The organism is Halorussus marinus, assembly GCF_004521895.1.
Lineage (GTDB): Archaea > Halobacteriota > Halobacteria > Halobacteriales > Haladaptataceae > Halorussus > Halorussus marinus.
In genome coordinates, this window is sequence record NZ_SBIR01000002.1 from 341,367 (window position 1) to 357,753 (window position 16,387).

Here is a 16,387-nt window from a genome sequence, read left to right on the forward strand (position 1 = left end):
GCTCCGAGCGCCCGGCCGCGACGCCACTCGAAACCACTTACTGCCGGGAGCCTCTCTCTCCCGACTGGAATGAGCGCACACGACGCGGTGGCGGCGCTGAAGCAACTCGGCCTGTCGAACTACGAGGCGAGGGTGTTCGTGGCGCTCCAGCGGCTCGGCACCGGGACCTCCCAGGAGGTGAGCGAGACCTCCGAGGTCCCCCGATCGCAGGTGTACGGCGCGGCCGACGACCTCGCCGAGCGGGGGCTGGTGGAGGTGGTCGAGTCCTCGCCAAAGCGCTACCGCCCGGTGAGCCTCGACGCGGCGCGCGAACAGCTCCGGAGCCGGATCGAACGCGAGCACGAACGGGCGTTCGAGAACCTCGAATCGGTGCGCAACGAGCGCGCCGACCGGACCGACGAGGGCGACGTCTCGACGCTCCACGGGCGCCACGCGGTCCACGAGCGCGTCGCGGCGCTGGTCGAGCGCGCGAGCGAGCAGGTCGTGTTGATCGCGGGCGACGCCGACCTGCTCTCGGAGGACGTCGAGGCCGCGCTCCGCGAGCGAGCCGCCGCCGGGATCCCGGTCGTGGTGGTCACGCAGGAACGGGTGGTCGAACGGCGGTTCGCCGACGCCCCGGTCCGGGTCGTGGTGGCGCCCCCGGATCGGACGCGGGGGTTCACCGGGCGGACGCTCCTCGTCGACGACGCCACCGTCCTGCTGTCGGTCCGGACCGACGACGGGGGCGAGCCGTTCGAGGAGACGGCACTCTGGACTGCCGACACCAGAATCGGACGCATTCTCGCGGAGTTCATCCACGCCGGGATGCAGTCCGGGTTCGAGGGCGAGTACCCCGGCGCCGAGTAGTTACCGCGGGTGAGACGAGACGCGCGGACGGGCCGGCGTCGCCTCGAAAACGAGTCAGCGACGATCGGTCACTCCGCGCACGTCTGGGCGTCGGCCGCCTCCGGCGCGGTCTCTTGGCTCACGTCGATCTCGTAGAGGTTCTGTCGTGCGTCGGCGAAGTAGACGTCCTCCTGTACGACCTCGAGCTCTTCGAGCCGTTCGAGGGCGTAGCGGACGGTTCGAGCCGACAGCATCGACTCCTCGACGATCTGTTTCTGGGTCAGCGCGCCCTTGTACTCGAGCACCTTGAAAACCAGCTTCGCACTCGGCGGAAGTTCGTCGATGTCCTCTCGCTCGGACTGGGATACCATCATTACGTTTCGAAACACGCGAATGCCATAAAAGTATTGAGAACGACCCGCACGGATCGTCGCCTCGACACGGTAAAAAGTTCGGGGCGTAGGGCGCCAGCGACCGGAAGAAGCCCCGCGATAGCAGTCCCGGTCCGCCGGTAGCATGGCGTAGCGGTCGGAGACTGTGGTGGGGCGGTGCCGAGGCGGATGCGGGGTAGTGCGGGGCGGATGCGGGGCAGTGCGGGACGGTTGCGGGGCAGTGCGGGACGGTTGCGGGGCAGTGCAGGGCGGATGCGGGGCAGTGCGGGACGGTTGCGGGGCAGTGCAGAGCGGATGCGGGGCAGTGCGGGACGGTGCTGAGGCGGTTGCCGTGCAGTCGCGCACCGGCTATCGTCCCGCGAGCGAGGGCGAAGCCCGAGCGAGCGGCCCAAGGGCCGACCAACGGGAGGCCCGAAGGGTTTTGATCGAGCTTTTGCAAGGGCGCGGCGCTCGTGGCGCGCCCGAAGCAAAAGGTCGTGGGGAAAGGCTGGGTTTTTCAAGACGCGTCCCCCATTCACCCGTATGGCTACCGCATCCGAACGGCGGGCCTCTCATCTCCGCGGAGTGACGGTGACGGCCGTCGCCACGCTCGCGGGCGTCGTCGCGGCGTTCGTCTCCGCGACGGTCCTCGGGATGGAGGCGACAGACACGCTAGGGCTGGGCATCGTGGGCGCGCTCGTCGTCGCCCAGTACCCGGTCCTGAAAGTGCTGGGCATCGACGTGGGGGACTTCTCCACCAAAGACCACCTCTACGTGGTGTTCATGACGTTCTCGCTCTGGTTCGTGAGCTGGACCATCCTGCTGACCAACAACGTCACCTTCTAGCATGGCCGACGACAGCATCGCCGTCGTAGACCTCGAACGGTGTCAACCCGATCGCTGTAGCTACGAGTGCAAGAACTACTGTCCGCCGAACCGGACGGGCAAGGAGTGCATCACGCTCCGGGGCGAGGACGCCGAGGAGGGCCAGCCCGATCAGGTCCACATCAGCGAGGAGATCTGTCTGGGCGAGACCTGCGGCATCTGCGTCGAGAAGTGCCCGTTCGACGCCATCGAGATCATCAACCTCCCCCAAGAGCTTCAGGACGAGCCGGTCCACCGCTACGGCGAGAACGCCTTCTCGCTGTACGGCCTGCCGGTCCCGATCGAGGGACAGGTCACGGGCATCCTCGGGCCGAACGGCATCGGGAAGACGACCGCGGTCCGGATTCTGGCGGGCGAACTCGCGCCCAACCTCGGCGACCACGCCGACCCGCCGGGCTGGGAGGCGGTGCTCGATGCCTACCGCGGGACCGAGCTTCAGGACTACCTCACCGCGGTCCGGGACGGCGACGTGACCGTCGCGCGAAAGCCCCAGTACGTCGACAAGATCCCCGATCAGTTCGACGGCCCCACCGCGGAGCTACTGGAGAACACCGACGAGCGAGGCGTGCTCGACGACCTGCTCGAACGCCTCGAGATCGAGCACGTCATGGATCAGGACATCGACAGCCTCTCGGGCGGGGAGCTCCAGCGGGTCGCGCTGGTGGCGTGTCTGGCCCGCGAGGCCGACTTCTACTTCGTCGACGAGATCACGCCGTACCTCGACATCAGCCAGCGGGTGGCGGCCGCCCGACTGATTCAGGAGATGGCCAACGAGCACGGCAAGTCGATGCTGGTCGTCGAACACGACCTCGCCATCCTCGATCTGGTCGCCGACAACCTCCACGTCGCGTACGGTGAGCCCGGCGCGTACGGGGTCATCACCGACCCCAAGTCGGTCCGGAACGGCATCAACGAGTACCTCAAGGGGTATCTCGACAACGAGAACATGCGCATCCGGCCCGACCCCATCGAGTTCGAGGAGCACGCGCCCCGGCAGGTGAGTCGCGCCGACACCCTCGTGGAGTACCCCGACCTCCGCAAGTCCTACGGCGACGGCGAGTTCAGCCTCGACGTCGAGGGCGGGGCGATCCGAGAGAACGAAGTGCTGGGGATCGTCGGCCCGAACGGCATCGGCAAGTCGACGTTCGCGAAGCTGTTGGCGGGCCGGCTCGAACCGGACGGAGACGCGCTCGATTTCAGCCTCGACATCGCCTACAAGCCCCAGTACATCGAGATCGACCAGCCGATGCGGGTCGACGCGTTCATGCGCTCGATCACCGACCGAGTCGGCTCCTCCTACTGGGAGACCGAGATCGCCAAGCCGCTCCAGCTCGATCGCATCATGGAGCAGAACCTCACCGACCTCTCGGGCGGCGAGCGCCAGCGGGTCGCGATCGCGGCCTGCCTGTCGAAGTCGGCCGACCTCTACCTGCTCGACGAGCCCTCGGCGTACCTCGACGTCGAACAGCGGGTGCGAGCGACCACCGCCATTCGGCGGTTCGCCGAACAGCAGGACGCCACCGTGCTGGTGGTCGACCACGACATCTACATGATCGACCTGCTCGCCGACCGACTGATGGTCTTCGACGGCGAGCCGGCGGTCCGGGGTCGCGCGAGCGCGCCAACCGGGATGCGTGCGGGGATGAACGACTTCCTCTCGAACCTCGACGTCACGTTCCGCCGCGACGAGAACGTCGGTCGCCCGCGCATCAACAAGCCGGGGAGCCAGCTCGACCGCGAGCAAAAAAAGCAGGGCGAGTACTACTACGCGCCCTGAACGGCGGCCGACCGATTCCGACCCCGACCGGAGAACCGAATGATTTTCGTCGGCGCACGCTTAGGCCCACGCAGTGACACCGCTCCTCCCCGCGTGGTTCGGGACCGGCCACGAACGCCGCGCGAAGCTGTTCGCGTGTCTCGCGGTCGTCTGCCTCGCGATCGCGACCGTCGGCGTGCTGGCCGCTCCGTCCCATCCGCGTCTCGCCACCGACCACGAACGCCCCGAGAACAACACGCTCATCGCTCTCCAGGGGTACCAGGACGACGGGCGGGCGATCGAAGTCGCCCCCGACGGCGAGATCGTCTGGGAGTACGACGAGACCGACGACGTGTTCGACCTCGAAGGGCTCGGCCCCGACCGGGTCCAGATCTCGACCGCCGACGAGATTCCCGACGCTCGGTGTCCCGAGCGGTACCGAAACGACGGGCACGCCAACTGCGTGCGCAACAGCCTCAAGATCGTCGAGCAATCGACCAACGAGACTCGCTGGGAGTACGCGTGGTACGACGTCGAACTCCACGAGCACGAGCTCCACGACGCCGACCACTACACGACCGAGGACGGCGAGGACCGCTGGGTGATGGTCGACATGGGCAACGACCGCGTGTTCGCGGTCGATCGGGACAAGGAGATCGTCTGGGAGTGGAACGCCACCGACGACTACGAGATGCCCGACGGGATGGGCCCGGAGGCCGACTGGACCCACGTCAACGACGTCGATCGGATCGAGCCCGGCGTGTTCCAGATCAGCCTCCGGAACTTCGACACCGTGGCCGAGCTCCGCGTCGGCGACGACGGCTCGGTGAGCCTCCGGCCGGTCGTCGGGCCGAACAGCTTCGAGGGCGGCGAGGGGCCGCTGTACGAGCAACACAACCCCGACAGGCTGGCAGACGACCACCTGCTGGTCGCCGACAGCGAGCAGGACCGCATCGTCGAGTTGAACGCCGACGGCGAGATCGTCTGGACGTTCGGCGGGAGCGGCACCCTCCAGTGGCCCCGGGACGCCGACCGGCTATCGAACGGCCACACGCTGATCACGGACTCGTACAACGAGCGCGTCCTCGAGATCGACGAGAACGGCGACGTGGTCTGGGAGGTGACGACCGGCACGCTCCCCTACGAGGCCGACCGACTGCCGGGCGAGGGGAGCGCCGACCGCCCGACCGCCGAGGAAGCCGGACTCGCCGACGCGGGCGACCCCGGGAACGTCGTCGAGAAGTATCTGGGGTACGCGACCGCTATCTCCAAGTACGTGTTGCCAAACGGCGTGGGCGAGCAGTTCGTCCCGTTACTCGGGGGCGCGCTCGCACTGCTCGGCGCGGCGATAGAAGGCGTCAGGTGGCGGTCGAACGGGCGGCTCCGGGCGTGGCTCGCTCAGAGAACCGATCGCTGACAGGAGCCACAGAGGTTCTCCTCTTTCACGTCGACCTCCCGGACGGTCGGCGAGAAGTTCATCACGCACCGCTTGTTGTCGCAGTGTTCGAGCCCCATGGTGTGGCCGATCTCGTGGACGACTTCCTTGCGGACCCTGTCCGAGAAGATCTCGCTTGCGCTCCGGTTCGAGAACCCGCCGTCGCTCGACGTCTGGAGCCGGTAGGTCGAGATGACGCTCCCCTTGCCGTCGAGGTACGCCAGCCCGAACACGTAGTTTCGCCGGCGGTAGAAGAGGTCCTTGGGCGTGATGGCGATGTTCTTGTCGGCCGATCCGATCCGGCCCGCGAGCTCGATGAACTCCTCGGCGCGGTACTGGTCGCGTTTCTCGTCGTGTGCCCCGGTGGGCACAGACTGGGAGTCGTGAATCGTGACCTCACAGTCGTAGACCGACCGGAGGCCTGCCGAGGCCTGTCGTTTGACCTGCGCGGAAACGTCCCCGACCGGGACGACGTCGACGAGCATGGGAAACACTATGCGCGAGCAACTCATAAACTTCCCGCCGTGGAACCGCACACCCGCGACGCCATCGCCGCCCGCCTCTCGGAGTTCGAGGCGGTCGTCGAGGTGGGGATCGGCCGTCGGACCGACGTCGCCCGGGCGCTGGCGACCGCGGGCGTCTCGGTCACCGCGACCGACGTGCGCGCTCGCGAGGTTCCCGACGGCGTCCGGTTCGTCGAGGACGACGTCTGGAACCCCGAGCCGGCGGTCTACCGGGACGCCGAGGCGGTGTACGCGCTGAACCTCCCGCCGGAGCTCCACCGGCCGACCCTCGACGCCGCCGAGCGCGCCGACGCCGCGTTCCTCTTCACCACGCTCGGCGGCGACCAGCCCGCGGTGCGGGTCGCCCGCGAGACGCTACCGGGCGAGACGCTGTACGTCGCCCGAGAGTAGCGACTCGCGGGCGAGGTTCGTTCGACGCGATCCCGTCGACGCCCGCGGGCGCGGACATCTCGGTCGCGAGGCGCCCCGTCGGCGGACTCACGACCGCGAGAGAAGCTTCGAGAGGTGCTCGGTCGAGAAGAAGGAGGTCGGCTTGTCCATGTGGACCCCGATCTCGCCGGAGAACGCCGACAGCCCGACTCGCTGGACGGGCTCGGGAAGCGAGTACGCCCTGCGTATCCAGTGGCCGAGCCGGATCTCGGTGGCGAGGTCCTCGCGCCACGCCGACTCGTAGTCCGCGAGCGTCGACGGCCGCTCGGGGTCGATCTCGCGGGCGGCGTGGTCGGCGGCGGTCATCCCGTAGAGGATGCCGCCGCCGGTGAACGGCTTGGTCTGGGCCGCGGCGTCGCCGATCAGCAACCCCCGGCGACTCGTCACCGTCTCGGCCGGCCCGACCGGGATCATCCCGGCGCAAAAGTCCCCGGTCTCGGTCCCGTACTCGTCGGTGAACGACTCGAACAGCTCTCTGGCGGGCGGCTCGGAGCCGGGCGGGGCCGCGAGGCCGTACTCGACGCCCGCCTCGCCCCGCGGGATGCGCCACGCGAAAAAGCGCGGCGCGGTGAGGTGGACGTCGACGAAGTCGCCGGGGTCCTCGTCGGTCGAGAACCCGAGCACCCCCTGAAGCTTCTCGCCGGGTTCGGGCAGTCCGAGTTCGCGCCGAACCCGCGAGACCGGGCCGTCACAGCCCGCGACCATCCGGGCCTCGAACGTCTCGGTGCCGTCGGGGCCGGTCGCAGTCACCGCGACGCGGTCCGGGCGCTCCTCGACCGTCGAGACGCTGTGGTGTTCCCGGAGGTCGACGCCCGCCTCGCGGGCGGCGTCGGCGAGGCGCCGGTCGAGGCCGACCCGGTCGATGACGTTCGAGATCACCTCGCGCTTGTAGAAGGGGTAGTCGTCGCTGGCCGGCCCGCCGACGTGGAACCGCGCGCCGAACACCTCGTTCTGGAGGAGTTCCTCGCGGGCACCCTCGGGCGTGAACTCCCAGATGTCGGTGCTGACGTGGCCCGAGCACGCGAGGGGCTCGCCGACCGAGCCGCGTTCGAGCGCCAGCACGTCGTACCCGCGTTCGGCCGCGCGCCGCGAGAACCGCGAGCCGGCGGGACCGGCGCCGACGACGACGAAATCGTACATCGGCTTCGGATACGGCGTTGGCGCTCAAGTATCCTACCCTTCGGCGTTCGGGGGCTTTTCCTTGCGGGAGAGCTGTCTGCGTCGCACGTAGTGGGCCAGCGCCGAGACGGCGAACGCCGCCACGATGAGGACGCCCCAGATCTCGTCGGGGATCGCCTCGAACGGCGCCACCCCAAGCAGATCGCCGATCACCAGCACGGCGCTGACCGCGGCCAGCCCGAGGTAGTATCTGATCCACGGGAACTCGTCCTGCGGTCGGAGATACCCCTCGAGCTGGGCCGCGTTGCCCGACAGCTCGACCACGCCGCGGTTCTGGTTGTACTCGACGATACCGGCGTCCGCCAGCTTCGGGAGATGAGTCTGATAGAGGGAGGTGTACACCGACTTGCGCTCGTTGGCCGACAGCCCCTCGACGGTGGTGTCGTTCTCCCAGGCCGCGACCTGCTCGGCGAGCTCCGACAGCTCCACCGGACGCTCCTGTTGCTTGAGGTAATGGAGCGTGTATCGCCGCCGTCGGTTCTTGAGCACGTCGAAGATCAGGTCTTCCGACAGCGCCTCTCGTTCCGGTGAGTTGTCAGCCGAGCTCATGCTCCCGAAGTCGCTCAATCGCTTGTTGCCCCGGTGCCACCGCCACCCATCGTAACACGGTAGACGAGATTCGCCCGGACCGCACTTTGTTATCCAGTACTTAGCCCCGAGTAACTATCAAGTAGTACCCAGACGTTCGAAGTAACGGAGAAATTCCCGTATTTAATCCGGCAATACGGGAAAATATCGGACAAAACGCGTCGATCGTTAGTCGTCGGTCGCCGGAGCGACCGCCCTGTCGGCCCGCGGCCCGTCGAGGTCGACGTCGGGCAGGAGGTCTCGGAGGTATCGGCCGGTGTACGAGTCGTCGGTGCGTGCGACCTCCTCGGGGGTTCCGGTGGCGACGATCTCGCCGCCGTTCTCCCCGCCTTCGGGGCCGAGGTCGACGACGTGGTCGGCGTTTTTCACCAGATCGAGTTCGTGTTCGATGACCGCCACGGTGTTGCCGTGGTCGGTCAGCCGCTGGAGCACCTCGATGAGCTTTCGCTCGTCGGCCTTGTGGAGGCCGGTCGTGGGTTCGTCGAGCAGGTAGAGGGTGTCGCCGGTGTCTTTCTTGCCGAGTTCCTCGGCGAGTTTCACGCGCTGGGCCTCCCCGCCCGAGAGGGTGGTGGAGGGCTGGCCGAGGTTCATGTAGTCGAGCCCGACGTCTTTCAGGAGCTTCAGCCGGCGGCCGATCCGCTGGTCGTGCTCGAAGAAGTCGTACGCCTCCGCGACCGACATCTCGAGCACGTCGGCGATGGTCGCGCCCTTGTAGGTGACGTCGAGGGTCTCGTCGTTGTACCGGGCGCCGTCGCACTCCTCGCAGGGGACGTACACGTCCGAGAGGAAGTTCATCTCGATCTTGACCGTCCCCTGCCCGCCACACTCCTCACAGCGTCCGCCCTTCACGTTGAACGAGAACCGCCCCTTCTCGTAGCCGCGCTGTTTTGCGAGTTTGGTCTCGGCGAACAGCTCGCGGATGTAGTCGAAGACCCCGGTGTAGGTCGCCGGGTTCGATCGCGGGGTCCGACCGATCGGCGACTGGTCGATAAGCCTGACCTTCTCGACGTGCTCGATCCCCTCGATGGCGTCGTGGTCGCCGGGGTCGACGCTCGTGTTGTCGTTCATCTCGCGGGCCAGTCCCTTGTACAGGATATCGTGCATTAGGGTCGACTTACCCGATCCCGAGACGCCCGTGATCGCGGTGAACTGCCCGACCGGGATGTCGACGTCTAAGTCCGCGAGGTTGTGCTGGCGCGCCCCCGCGACGGTCAGTCGCTCGTCGGTGTCCCGGCGCTCGTCGGGGACCGGGATCTCCTTGCGACCGGCGAGGTAGTCACCGGTGACCGACTCCTCGCAGGCCTCGATCTCCTCGGTCGGACCCTGAGCGACCACCTCGCCCCCGCGCTTGCCGGGGCCGGGTCCCATGTCGATGACGTTGTCCGCGCGGCGCATCGTCTCCTCGTCGTGCTCGACGACGAGCAACGTGTTGCCCAGATCCCGGAGCTCTTCGAGGGTGTCGAGCAGTCGGTCGTTGTCCCGCTGGTGGAGCCCGATCGACGGCTCGTCGAGGACGTAGAGGACGCCCACCAGCCCGGAGCCGATCTGGGTCGCGAGCCGGATGCGCTGGCTCTCGCCGCCCGACAGCGTCGAGGCCTCCCGGTCGAGCGTGAGGTAGTCCAGCCCGACCTCCTCCATGAACCCGAGCCGAGCCCGGATCTCCTTGAGGATCTCGGCCGCGATCTTGGTCTCCCGGTCGTCCAGCGACGCTTCGAGCCCCTCGAAGTGGTCGAGGGCGTCGCCGATCGACAGCTCGTTGACCTCCGAGATCGAGGTGCCGTCGACGAGCACCGACCGGCTCTGGTCGTTGAGGCGGGTCCCCTCGCAGGCGGGGCAGGTCGTGACCGCCATGTACTCCTCTATGTGCTCGCGGGTGCTGTCGGAGTCGGTCTCGACGTGGCGCCGTTCCAGATTCGGGATGACCCCCTCGAACGGCTCGTCTTTCTCCCGGACGCCGTTCTTTGTCGTCCACTCGAAGTGGACCGACTCGTCGGTGCCCCAGACGAACGCCTCCCGGACGTCCGCGGGCAGTTGCTCGAACGGCGTCTCGACGCTCACGCCGAAGTGGTCGGCGACGTTGTCGAGCTGGCGCCGATAGTAGGTGCGGTTGTAGCTCCACGGCTCGAAGACGTTCTTGAGCGGCTTCGAGGGGTCTTGGACCACGAGGTCCTCGTCGACCTCCTTGGTCTCGCCGATGCCTTCACACTCCGGGCAGGCGCCGTGGGGGCTGTTGAACGAGAAGCTCCGGGTCTCGATCTCCCGGAAGTCGATGCCACAGTGGGTGCAGGCCAGATCCTCCGAGAGTTCGACGACGAGGCGGTCGTCGGCCTCGCCGCCGGCGTCGGCCTCGGGCGAGTCGCCCTGCGTCTCGCCCGCGAGGTCGCCGGTCGAGCGCGCCGCGGCCCCGCCGATGGCGTCGGCCGCGCCCGCCGGCGGGTCCGGCAGGATGACCTTCAGCGAGCCGTCTGCCTCCTCGAGGGCGGTCTCGACGCTGTCGGTGATCCGGCTCCGATCCTCGGCCGAGACCTTCACGCGGTCGACCACGACGTCGACGTCGTGGTCGTAGTTCTTGTCGAGGTCGGGCGTCTCGACGGTGAGGTCGAACTCCTCGCCGTCGACCTCGACCCGGCCGTACCCCTCCGAGACCAGTTCGTCGAACAGGTCCTCGAAGGCGCCCTTCTGGTCGCGGACCACGGGCGCCGCGATCTTCGCCCGCGTCCCGTCGGGCAGATCGAGCACGCGCCGGACCATGTTCTGGGCGCTCTGCTCGCCGACCTCTCGACCGCACTCCGGGCAGTGAGGCGTCCCGATCCGGGCGTACAGCAACCGGAGGTAGTCGTGGAGTTCGGTCACGGTCCCGACCGTCGATCGGGGGTTGTTGGCCGCGTTCTTCTGGTCGATGGAGATCGCCGGCGAGAGCCCTTCGACGTTCTCGACCTGCGGTTTGTCCATCTGTCCGAGGAAGTTACGGGCGTACGCCGACAGGCTCTCGATGTAGCGTCGCTGGCCCTCGGCGTACACCGTCTCGAACGCGAGCGAGGACTTCCCCGACCCCGACAGCCCCGTGACGACGTTGAACTTCTCGCGCGGAATGGAGATGTCGAGGTCCTTGAGGTTGTGCTCCTCGGCCCCCCGAACGTCGATGTAGTCCTTGCTCATCTGGCTCCGGATAGGGACTTGGGGCGTGAAACGCTGTCGGTTCCGGACGGTATCACGGTGAAAGTGGTCGGCGTTTCGAGGGCGCGTTCGGCGCTCCGATAGCCGTGACACTTATTATCACACGGCACGAACTCGGCTTCGAGGAGGCGACGCGGACGGACCGATTTGCTACCCAGAGGCGTATCACGGCGTCGCCTCCTCCGGCCCGAACCACGGCCGACATCCCGAAGGACGGGGTTGAGCCAGCCAACCACAGACGCCAGCGGGACGGGCCCATCCCGCCTTTTCACGCTTTCGACGAGTGCCGAACGGCCTCGCCACCGGGGTCCGCGCTGGGCCGCCGCCGCGGGCGACCATCGGGCTTTTCTCGGCAGTTCGCGTACAGGTCCGCATGGATGCAGAACGGGCGTTCGTCGCCGCCCTCGTCGCGATTTCGATCTACCTCTCGTGGCTGGTGGTCCGACCGTTCTTCACGTTCGTCGCGCTCGCGGTGTTTCTGGCCTACACTCTCTGGCCGCTCCAGCGACGGCTCGCGCCCCGATTCGAGGAGCGGTTGGGACCGCGTCTGGCACCCCGGGCGGCGGCGCTCGCGCTCATGCTCGGGGCCACCGTGCTGTTCGTGCTCCCCTTTCTGTTGCTGGTTCGGGTCGTCGTCCGGCAGGCGGTCGCGGTCGTCGAGGGCGTCCAGTCGGGCGCGATCGACGTCGCGTTCGTCCGGGAGTTCATCGACAGCGACCTCGGACAGGAGCTCGTCTCGATGGCGCAGTCCGGGCTCGGACGGGTGTTACAGGAGACGCCGGGCGTCGTCGGCGGGGCGTCGAACGCGCTAGTCGGCGTCACGGTGCTCGGGTTCGTCCTCTACTACCTGCTCGTCGACGGCGCCGACGCGGTCGCGTGGGTCCGAGAGGTCGTGCCGCTCGGCCCGGACGTTCGCGAGGAACTGTTCGCGGAACTCGACCGGCTCACGTACGCGGTGCTCATCACCCAGGGGGTCATCGCGGTCGTGCAGGCGGTGTTGACCGGGATCGCGCTCGCGGTGCTTGGGTTCTCGAACGTCCTGTTCTGGACGGTGTTGGCGGTGGTGCTCGGGCTGTTGCCGTTCGTCGGCTCGATGTTCATCTGGATCCCGGCCGGGGCGTTCCTGCTCGCGACCGGCGACCTCGTGGGCGGGGCGGCGCTGTTGGTCTACGGGTTCGGCGTCGTGAACCTCACCGACAACTACCTCCGGCCGGTCGTCGGCGGCCGGAGCGCGAACCTCAATCCCAGCATCCTCGTGGTCGGGATCTTCGGGGGCCTCGCGGTGTTTGGCTTCGCGGGCATCTTCGTCGGTCCCATCGTGCTCGGGTTCGCGAAGTCGCTGGTCGCGGTGGCGGCCCGCGAGTACGCCTAGTACTCCGGGACCCGGGCCGACCGATCGCTCCCGTCGACGAACGGCAGGCGCTCGACCGACGCCAGCGACTCCTCGCCGTCGACCCGGACGGTCAGGACCGGCGCGTCGTCGCCGCCGACCGCGAACTCGACCACCGCGAACGCCAGCGGTTCGCCCCGGGAGGGGCTCTCGATCGCGCGGGTGACCTCGCCGACCGCCTCGTCGCCGTCGAACACCGCCGCGCCCGGCTCGGGCCGGTCGTTCGTCCGGAGGCCGACCAGCCGCCGGCTCGGCTGGCCGCGGTTCTCGACCCGGGAGACGACCTCCTGACCGACGAAACAGCCCTTCTCGAAGTCGACCGCGTTCCGGAGCCCGAGAACGTTTGGAATCCGGCCCGCGAGTTCGGACTCGAACAGCGGCGTGCCGGCCTCGAGGGTGAGCGACTCCCACGTCCGGCGGCCGAACGGGGTCGCGTTCAGCCCGCGGGTGAGCAGGGTCTCGTAGACGACCTCGGCGTTCGGGCGCTCGACGCCGGTCTCGGTCTCGACGGTGCCGGTCGTACAGACCACCTCGTAGCCCTCCTCGCCGGTCGGGGCGTCGGTCCGGATCACCGTCACGCCCACGTCCGCCATCCGCCCGCGGACGAACGAGAGGTGGCCCTCGGGCGTCCCGGAGCCGTTGAGCACGCTCGCGATCTTCTCGGTGGCCTGCGGGCCGTGGACGCCGAACACGCCGAAGCCGTCGGTCGCGGTCTCGATCTCGACGTCCTGTATGAACACCTTCTCGCGCCACTCCTCGGCCAGCCCCCCGGCCTCGCCCGGCGGCACGAACAGCAACAGCCGGTCGCCGGCGTTGTAGACGTACATGTCAAACTCGACGCCGCCCTGCGGGTCGAGCAACAGCGCGTAGGCGCCCTCGCCGTCGGCGGTCGGCACGCGGTTCGAGACCACGTTGTCGACGTACTCGACCCGATCCTCGCCGGTGACGACCACGACGCCGTAGGGCATCTCGGTGACCCCGACCACGTTTCGGACCGCTCGGTGGGCCCGATCGGCCCGGCCGTAGTGGGCCGGGATCGATCGCCCCCCGACCTCGGTGAACTCGGCGCCGAGGTCCGACTGCTGGTCCTCGATGACTGTCATGGGCGTCGATTGGGCGGGCACCGGGATTAAACGGTCGGGTTCGGAAGCGCACCGGAGAGCCGACTCCCACCGGCGGGCCGGCGGGGCGGCGGCCCGCCCGGCGGCCGCGGTTCAGCGCTCGGCGGTCGCGCGGATCAGCTCGGCCAGTCGGTCGTAGAAGCCGGGGTCGTACTTGATCTCGGCGTCGACGGTCGGGCGGGCGTTGGTCTCGTTGACGACCGCGCGGTCGCCCGAGACGAGGATGTCGACCCCGAGGAAGTCGACGTCGAGCGCGTCGGCGGCCGCCTCGGCCAGCGACCGGAGGTCCGCCGAGAGGTCGACGCCGGTCGCCGCCGCGCCGCGGTGGACGTTGTGCTTCCAGCGGTCTGCGCCCGCCGCGTCGGGCAGGCGGCGCTCGACCCCGCCGACGCACTCGCCGTCGACCACCATCGCCCTGACGTCGGTGGCGTCGGGGAGGTACTCCTGGACCAGAAACGACTTGTCGCCGGTCGCCCGGTAGTCGTGGACCAGATCGAGGTAGTCGGTCACGCCCAGAAAGGAGTCGGCGTCGCCGATCTTCGCCACGCCGACGCCCCTAGTCGTGGAGTTGGGCTTGATCACGACCGGCGGGTCGAAGCGGTCGAACGCCGCCAGCAGGTCCGACTCGTCGGCGGGGTTCGAGACGACCACGCTCTCTGGGACCGCCACGCCCGCCCGTTCGAGCGCCGCGATCGCGCCGGCCTTGTTCCGGGAGGTGAGCACCGCCTCGCGGTCGTTGACCCACGGGACCGCGAGCATGGCGTCGAGGACGCCGCCCTCCATCGTCCGCGAGGGGTAGACGAACCCCGCGTCGAACGACTCGGGATCCCACGGCGGGTCCCCGAGCGGGATCGTCCGGCCCTCGCTGGGGACGTGGTGGATCCGGATCCCGCGCTCTGCGAGGGGTTCGCGGATCCGCTCGAACGTCTCCTCTCGGTACGCGACCGCCAGATCCAGCATACGAGAGTGGTGGGAGCCTCGGGTGAAAAGGTTTGATCGACCGGTCGCGGCGGCCCGGCGTTCGGGCCGCGTCGCGCGAGCGGTCGGGATCGGGTTACGCGACGAGCAGTTCCTCGCCCTTCTCGACCTTCACGCGGCAGGGCGGGGAGATCTTGTTGTACGCGCGCCGCATCGCGTCCTTGACGACGTCGGCGTCCTCGGGCTGACACCACGCGGTGAAGATGCGCTCGCCGGCGCCCATCCGGGCGGCCGTACCAACGATCTTCCCGAACGACTGGCGCATCCCGTCGGAGACGCGGTCCGCGCCCGCGCCGGTCGCCTGCTTGTTCTCCCGGATGACCTGGTGGGGGAACTTCCGGAGGATCATCTTGTAGTTCTCTTGGCCCAGCTCTTTCAGCAGGTGGCGGTTGGCCGACAGCCGGGAGGCCTCCATCGAGCCGTGGCGGAGCTGGACCTCCTCCTCGGTGATGAGGCTGATCTGGACGGGGTAGTCCTCGGGGTCGGTGTCGACGTTGCCCATCTTGTGCTGTGCGATCTTCGACCCGGGGATGCCGGTGATGTACTCGCGGCGAGTGTACGACGGCTTGTCGATCTTCCGGTACATCGAGGCGGGTTTGTCCGACATGGTTATTACTGGATTCTGAAGGTCACTGCGGGGATAAACCCTTCGAAGGCACGTCGGACGCTCGGGCCACCAGCCGGGCGAACGCCGCCCGCCGGCGCCGCTCAGCGCCGGACCGCCACGAGCGCCAGCGCCGCGAGCAGTCCGCCCTCCACCAGCCCCGCGGCGTGGGCGAACATGTTGGTGAACGAGCCGTCGGCGGTCGGTCGCGCCGGAAAGAGGCCGTAGACGAGCCACACCAACAGCGCGACCACTAGCCCGACGTAGACGAGGTCGAGCCCGACCTGCCGGAAGTGGTCGTCGCCGAACCGCCGGCCGTGCCCGCGCGAGAGGATGCCCGACACCGCCGACGCGAGCCCGACCGTCACCGCGCCGCCCTCGAAGGGACTCACGCGGTCGGCGTAGATCCACAGCAGTTCGGCCACCAGCAACACGACCGTGAACTGGCCGACGAAGAAGGCGGTCGCCCGCGAGTAGTTGGCCCGGAGCTGGACCCCGAGCGCGACCAGCAAGAACCCCCCGAACCCCGCGACCACGCCCGAGAACCCCCGGGAGATCGGCGTCGAGCCCGGATAGCGGGCCTCGAGGGCGACGTAGCTCGTGAGGTTGACCGCCACCGGGAGCGCGACCAGCAAGACCGGGAACGTCCGGCGGAACCACGCCCGACGACCTGCGGTGAGACACGCCAGATACGTCACGACCGAAAGCGAGACGAACCCCCCGAGGTTGTTGAGCAGGTGGGCGTCGCCGGCGTGGACGTACGCCGACGTGAGCAGGGTCTCGGGCGCGAACGCGCCGTGGTCGAACGCGAGTCGGTCGTGGACCGCCTCGGGGGCGAGGACGTGGACGCCGACGAGCGCGAGCGCGACCGCCGCCACTCCCGCGAGGTCGAGGGCGATCGCCGACTGCGGGTACGCGAAGGCGCCGCCCGGATCCGAGCCGTCGACCATCGGCGTTGCTTCGACGCGACGGGCAAAAAGCGCTCGCCCGGTAGCGGCCATCGTGTTTAGTTTGTGGAATTGTGCCAGACGGCAAAGGCTTGGAGCCATGTTTCAGCAGTTGCTGGTTCGACGTGGCTGAAACAGTTGCTGAACGAGGAGGTCCGGCGTTTTACCTCGCGGAAGA

The 16,387-nt window shown here is 68.5% G+C and carries 15 protein-coding genes and 1 pseudogene; 6 read left to right on the forward strand and 10 right to left on the reverse strand.

The window, feature by feature from the left end:
• The first annotated feature begins 69 nt into the window (after positions 1-69).
• Complete coding sequence (locus EPL04_RS04020) at positions 70-846, forward strand: TrmB family transcriptional regulator (RefSeq protein WP_134669645.1); 777 nt, start codon at positions 70-72, stop codon at positions 844-846.
• A 68-nt stretch (positions 847-914) separates the two neighbouring features.
• On the opposite strand, the gene EPL04_RS04025 is transcribed toward EPL04_RS04020, so the two are convergent.
• Complete coding sequence (locus EPL04_RS04025; protein WP_134669700.1) at positions 915-1,196, reverse strand: MarR family transcriptional regulator; 282 nt, start codon at positions 1,194-1,196, stop codon at positions 915-917.
• Between the two features lie 543 nt (positions 1,197-1,739).
• Here EPL04_RS04025 and EPL04_RS04030 point away from each other — a divergent pair.
• The 3 genes from EPL04_RS04030 (at position 1,740) to EPL04_RS04040 (ending at position 5,254) form a co-directional block, all read left to right on the forward strand.
• Entirely contained in the window at positions 1,740-2,042 is a 303-nt protein-coding gene (locus tag EPL04_RS04030; protein ID WP_134669647.1) for an EMC6-like membrane protein, read from the forward strand.
• Position 2,043: 1 nt separating this feature from the next.
• Positions 2,044-3,858 (forward strand): ribosome biogenesis/translation initiation ATPase RLI, encoded by a 1,815-nt coding sequence (locus EPL04_RS04035; protein ID WP_134669649.1) that lies wholly within the window; start codon positions 2,044-2,046, stop codon positions 3,856-3,858.
• Between the two features lie 73 nt (positions 3,859-3,931).
• Positions 3,932-5,254, forward strand: coding sequence for a hypothetical protein (locus tag EPL04_RS04040; RefSeq protein WP_134669651.1), 1,323 nt, complete (start codon positions 3,932-3,934; stop codon positions 5,252-5,254).
• Here the strand turns inward: EPL04_RS04040 and EPL04_RS04045 are convergent.
• Positions 5,236-5,757: an archaemetzincin family Zn-dependent metalloprotease gene (locus EPL04_RS04045; RefSeq protein WP_134669653.1), complete on the reverse strand. Its 522-nt coding sequence runs from the start codon at positions 5,755-5,757 to the stop codon at positions 5,236-5,238. The genes EPL04_RS04040 and EPL04_RS04045 overlap by 19 nt on opposite strands.
• Positions 5,758-5,796: 39 nt before the next feature.
• On the opposite strand from EPL04_RS04045, the gene EPL04_RS04050 reads away from it, so the two are divergent.
• Entirely contained in the window at positions 5,797-6,186 is a 390-nt protein-coding gene (locus EPL04_RS04050; protein ID WP_209019556.1) for a UPF0146 family protein, read from the forward strand.
• An 87-nt stretch (positions 6,187-6,273) separates the two neighbouring features.
• Here the strand turns inward: EPL04_RS04050 and EPL04_RS04055 are convergent, their stop codons facing one another.
• From EPL04_RS04055 to uvrA, 3 genes are all read right to left on the reverse strand, one after another.
• Positions 6,274-7,365 (reverse strand): geranylgeranyl reductase family protein, encoded by a 1,092-nt coding sequence (locus EPL04_RS04055; protein ID WP_134669655.1) that lies wholly within the window; start codon positions 7,363-7,365, stop codon positions 6,274-6,276.
• Between the two features lie 33 nt (positions 7,366-7,398).
• Positions 7,399-7,953, reverse strand: a complete 555-nt coding sequence (locus tag EPL04_RS04060; protein ID WP_134669657.1) for a DUF7344 domain-containing protein — start codon at positions 7,951-7,953, stop codon at positions 7,399-7,401.
• 207 nt (positions 7,954-8,160) lie between these two features.
• The gene (uvrA, locus tag EPL04_RS04065) at positions 8,161-11,151 is read right to left on the reverse strand and encodes an excinuclease ABC subunit UvrA (protein ID WP_134669660.1); all 2,991 of its coding nucleotides are present in this window, start codon (positions 11,149-11,151) and stop codon (positions 8,161-8,163) included.
• A 391-nt stretch (positions 11,152-11,542) separates the two neighbouring features.
• Here uvrA and EPL04_RS04070 point away from each other — a divergent pair, with 391 nt between their 5' ends.
• A complete protein-coding gene (locus EPL04_RS04070; protein ID WP_134669662.1) occupies positions 11,543-12,541 on the forward strand; it encodes an AI-2E family transporter in 999 nt (332 codons plus the stop codon).
• Here EPL04_RS04070 and ygfZ read toward each other — a convergent pair.
• From ygfZ to EPL04_RS04095, 5 genes and pseudogenes are all read right to left on the reverse strand, one after another.
• The gene (gene ygfZ / locus EPL04_RS04075) at positions 12,538-13,662 is read right to left on the reverse strand and encodes a CAF17-like 4Fe-4S cluster assembly/insertion protein YgfZ (protein WP_134669664.1); all 1,125 of its coding nucleotides are present in this window, start codon (positions 13,660-13,662) and stop codon (positions 12,538-12,540) included. The genes EPL04_RS04070 and ygfZ overlap by 4 nt on opposite strands.
• Positions 13,663-13,773: 111 nt before the next feature.
• On the reverse strand, positions 13,774-14,640 hold the full coding sequence (locus EPL04_RS04080) for an ATP-grasp domain-containing protein (RefSeq protein ID WP_134669666.1): 867 nt from the start codon (positions 14,638-14,640) through the stop codon (positions 13,774-13,776).
• Between the two features lie 94 nt (positions 14,641-14,734).
• Positions 14,735-15,265 carry a 50S ribosomal protein L16 gene (locus EPL04_RS04085; protein WP_134669668.1) on the reverse strand — a complete coding sequence of 177 codons (531 nt, stop codon included), beginning with the start codon at positions 15,263-15,265 and terminating at the stop codon, positions 14,735-14,737.
• Between the two features lie 101 nt (positions 15,266-15,366).
• Complete coding sequence (locus tag EPL04_RS18620) at positions 15,367-16,212, reverse strand: hypothetical protein (protein WP_167599406.1); 846 nt, start codon at positions 16,210-16,212, stop codon at positions 15,367-15,369.
• Positions 16,213-16,268: 56 nt separating this feature from the next.
• Positions 16,269-16,387, reverse strand: a pseudogene (locus EPL04_RS04095) (IS6 family transposase); the annotation flags it as partial.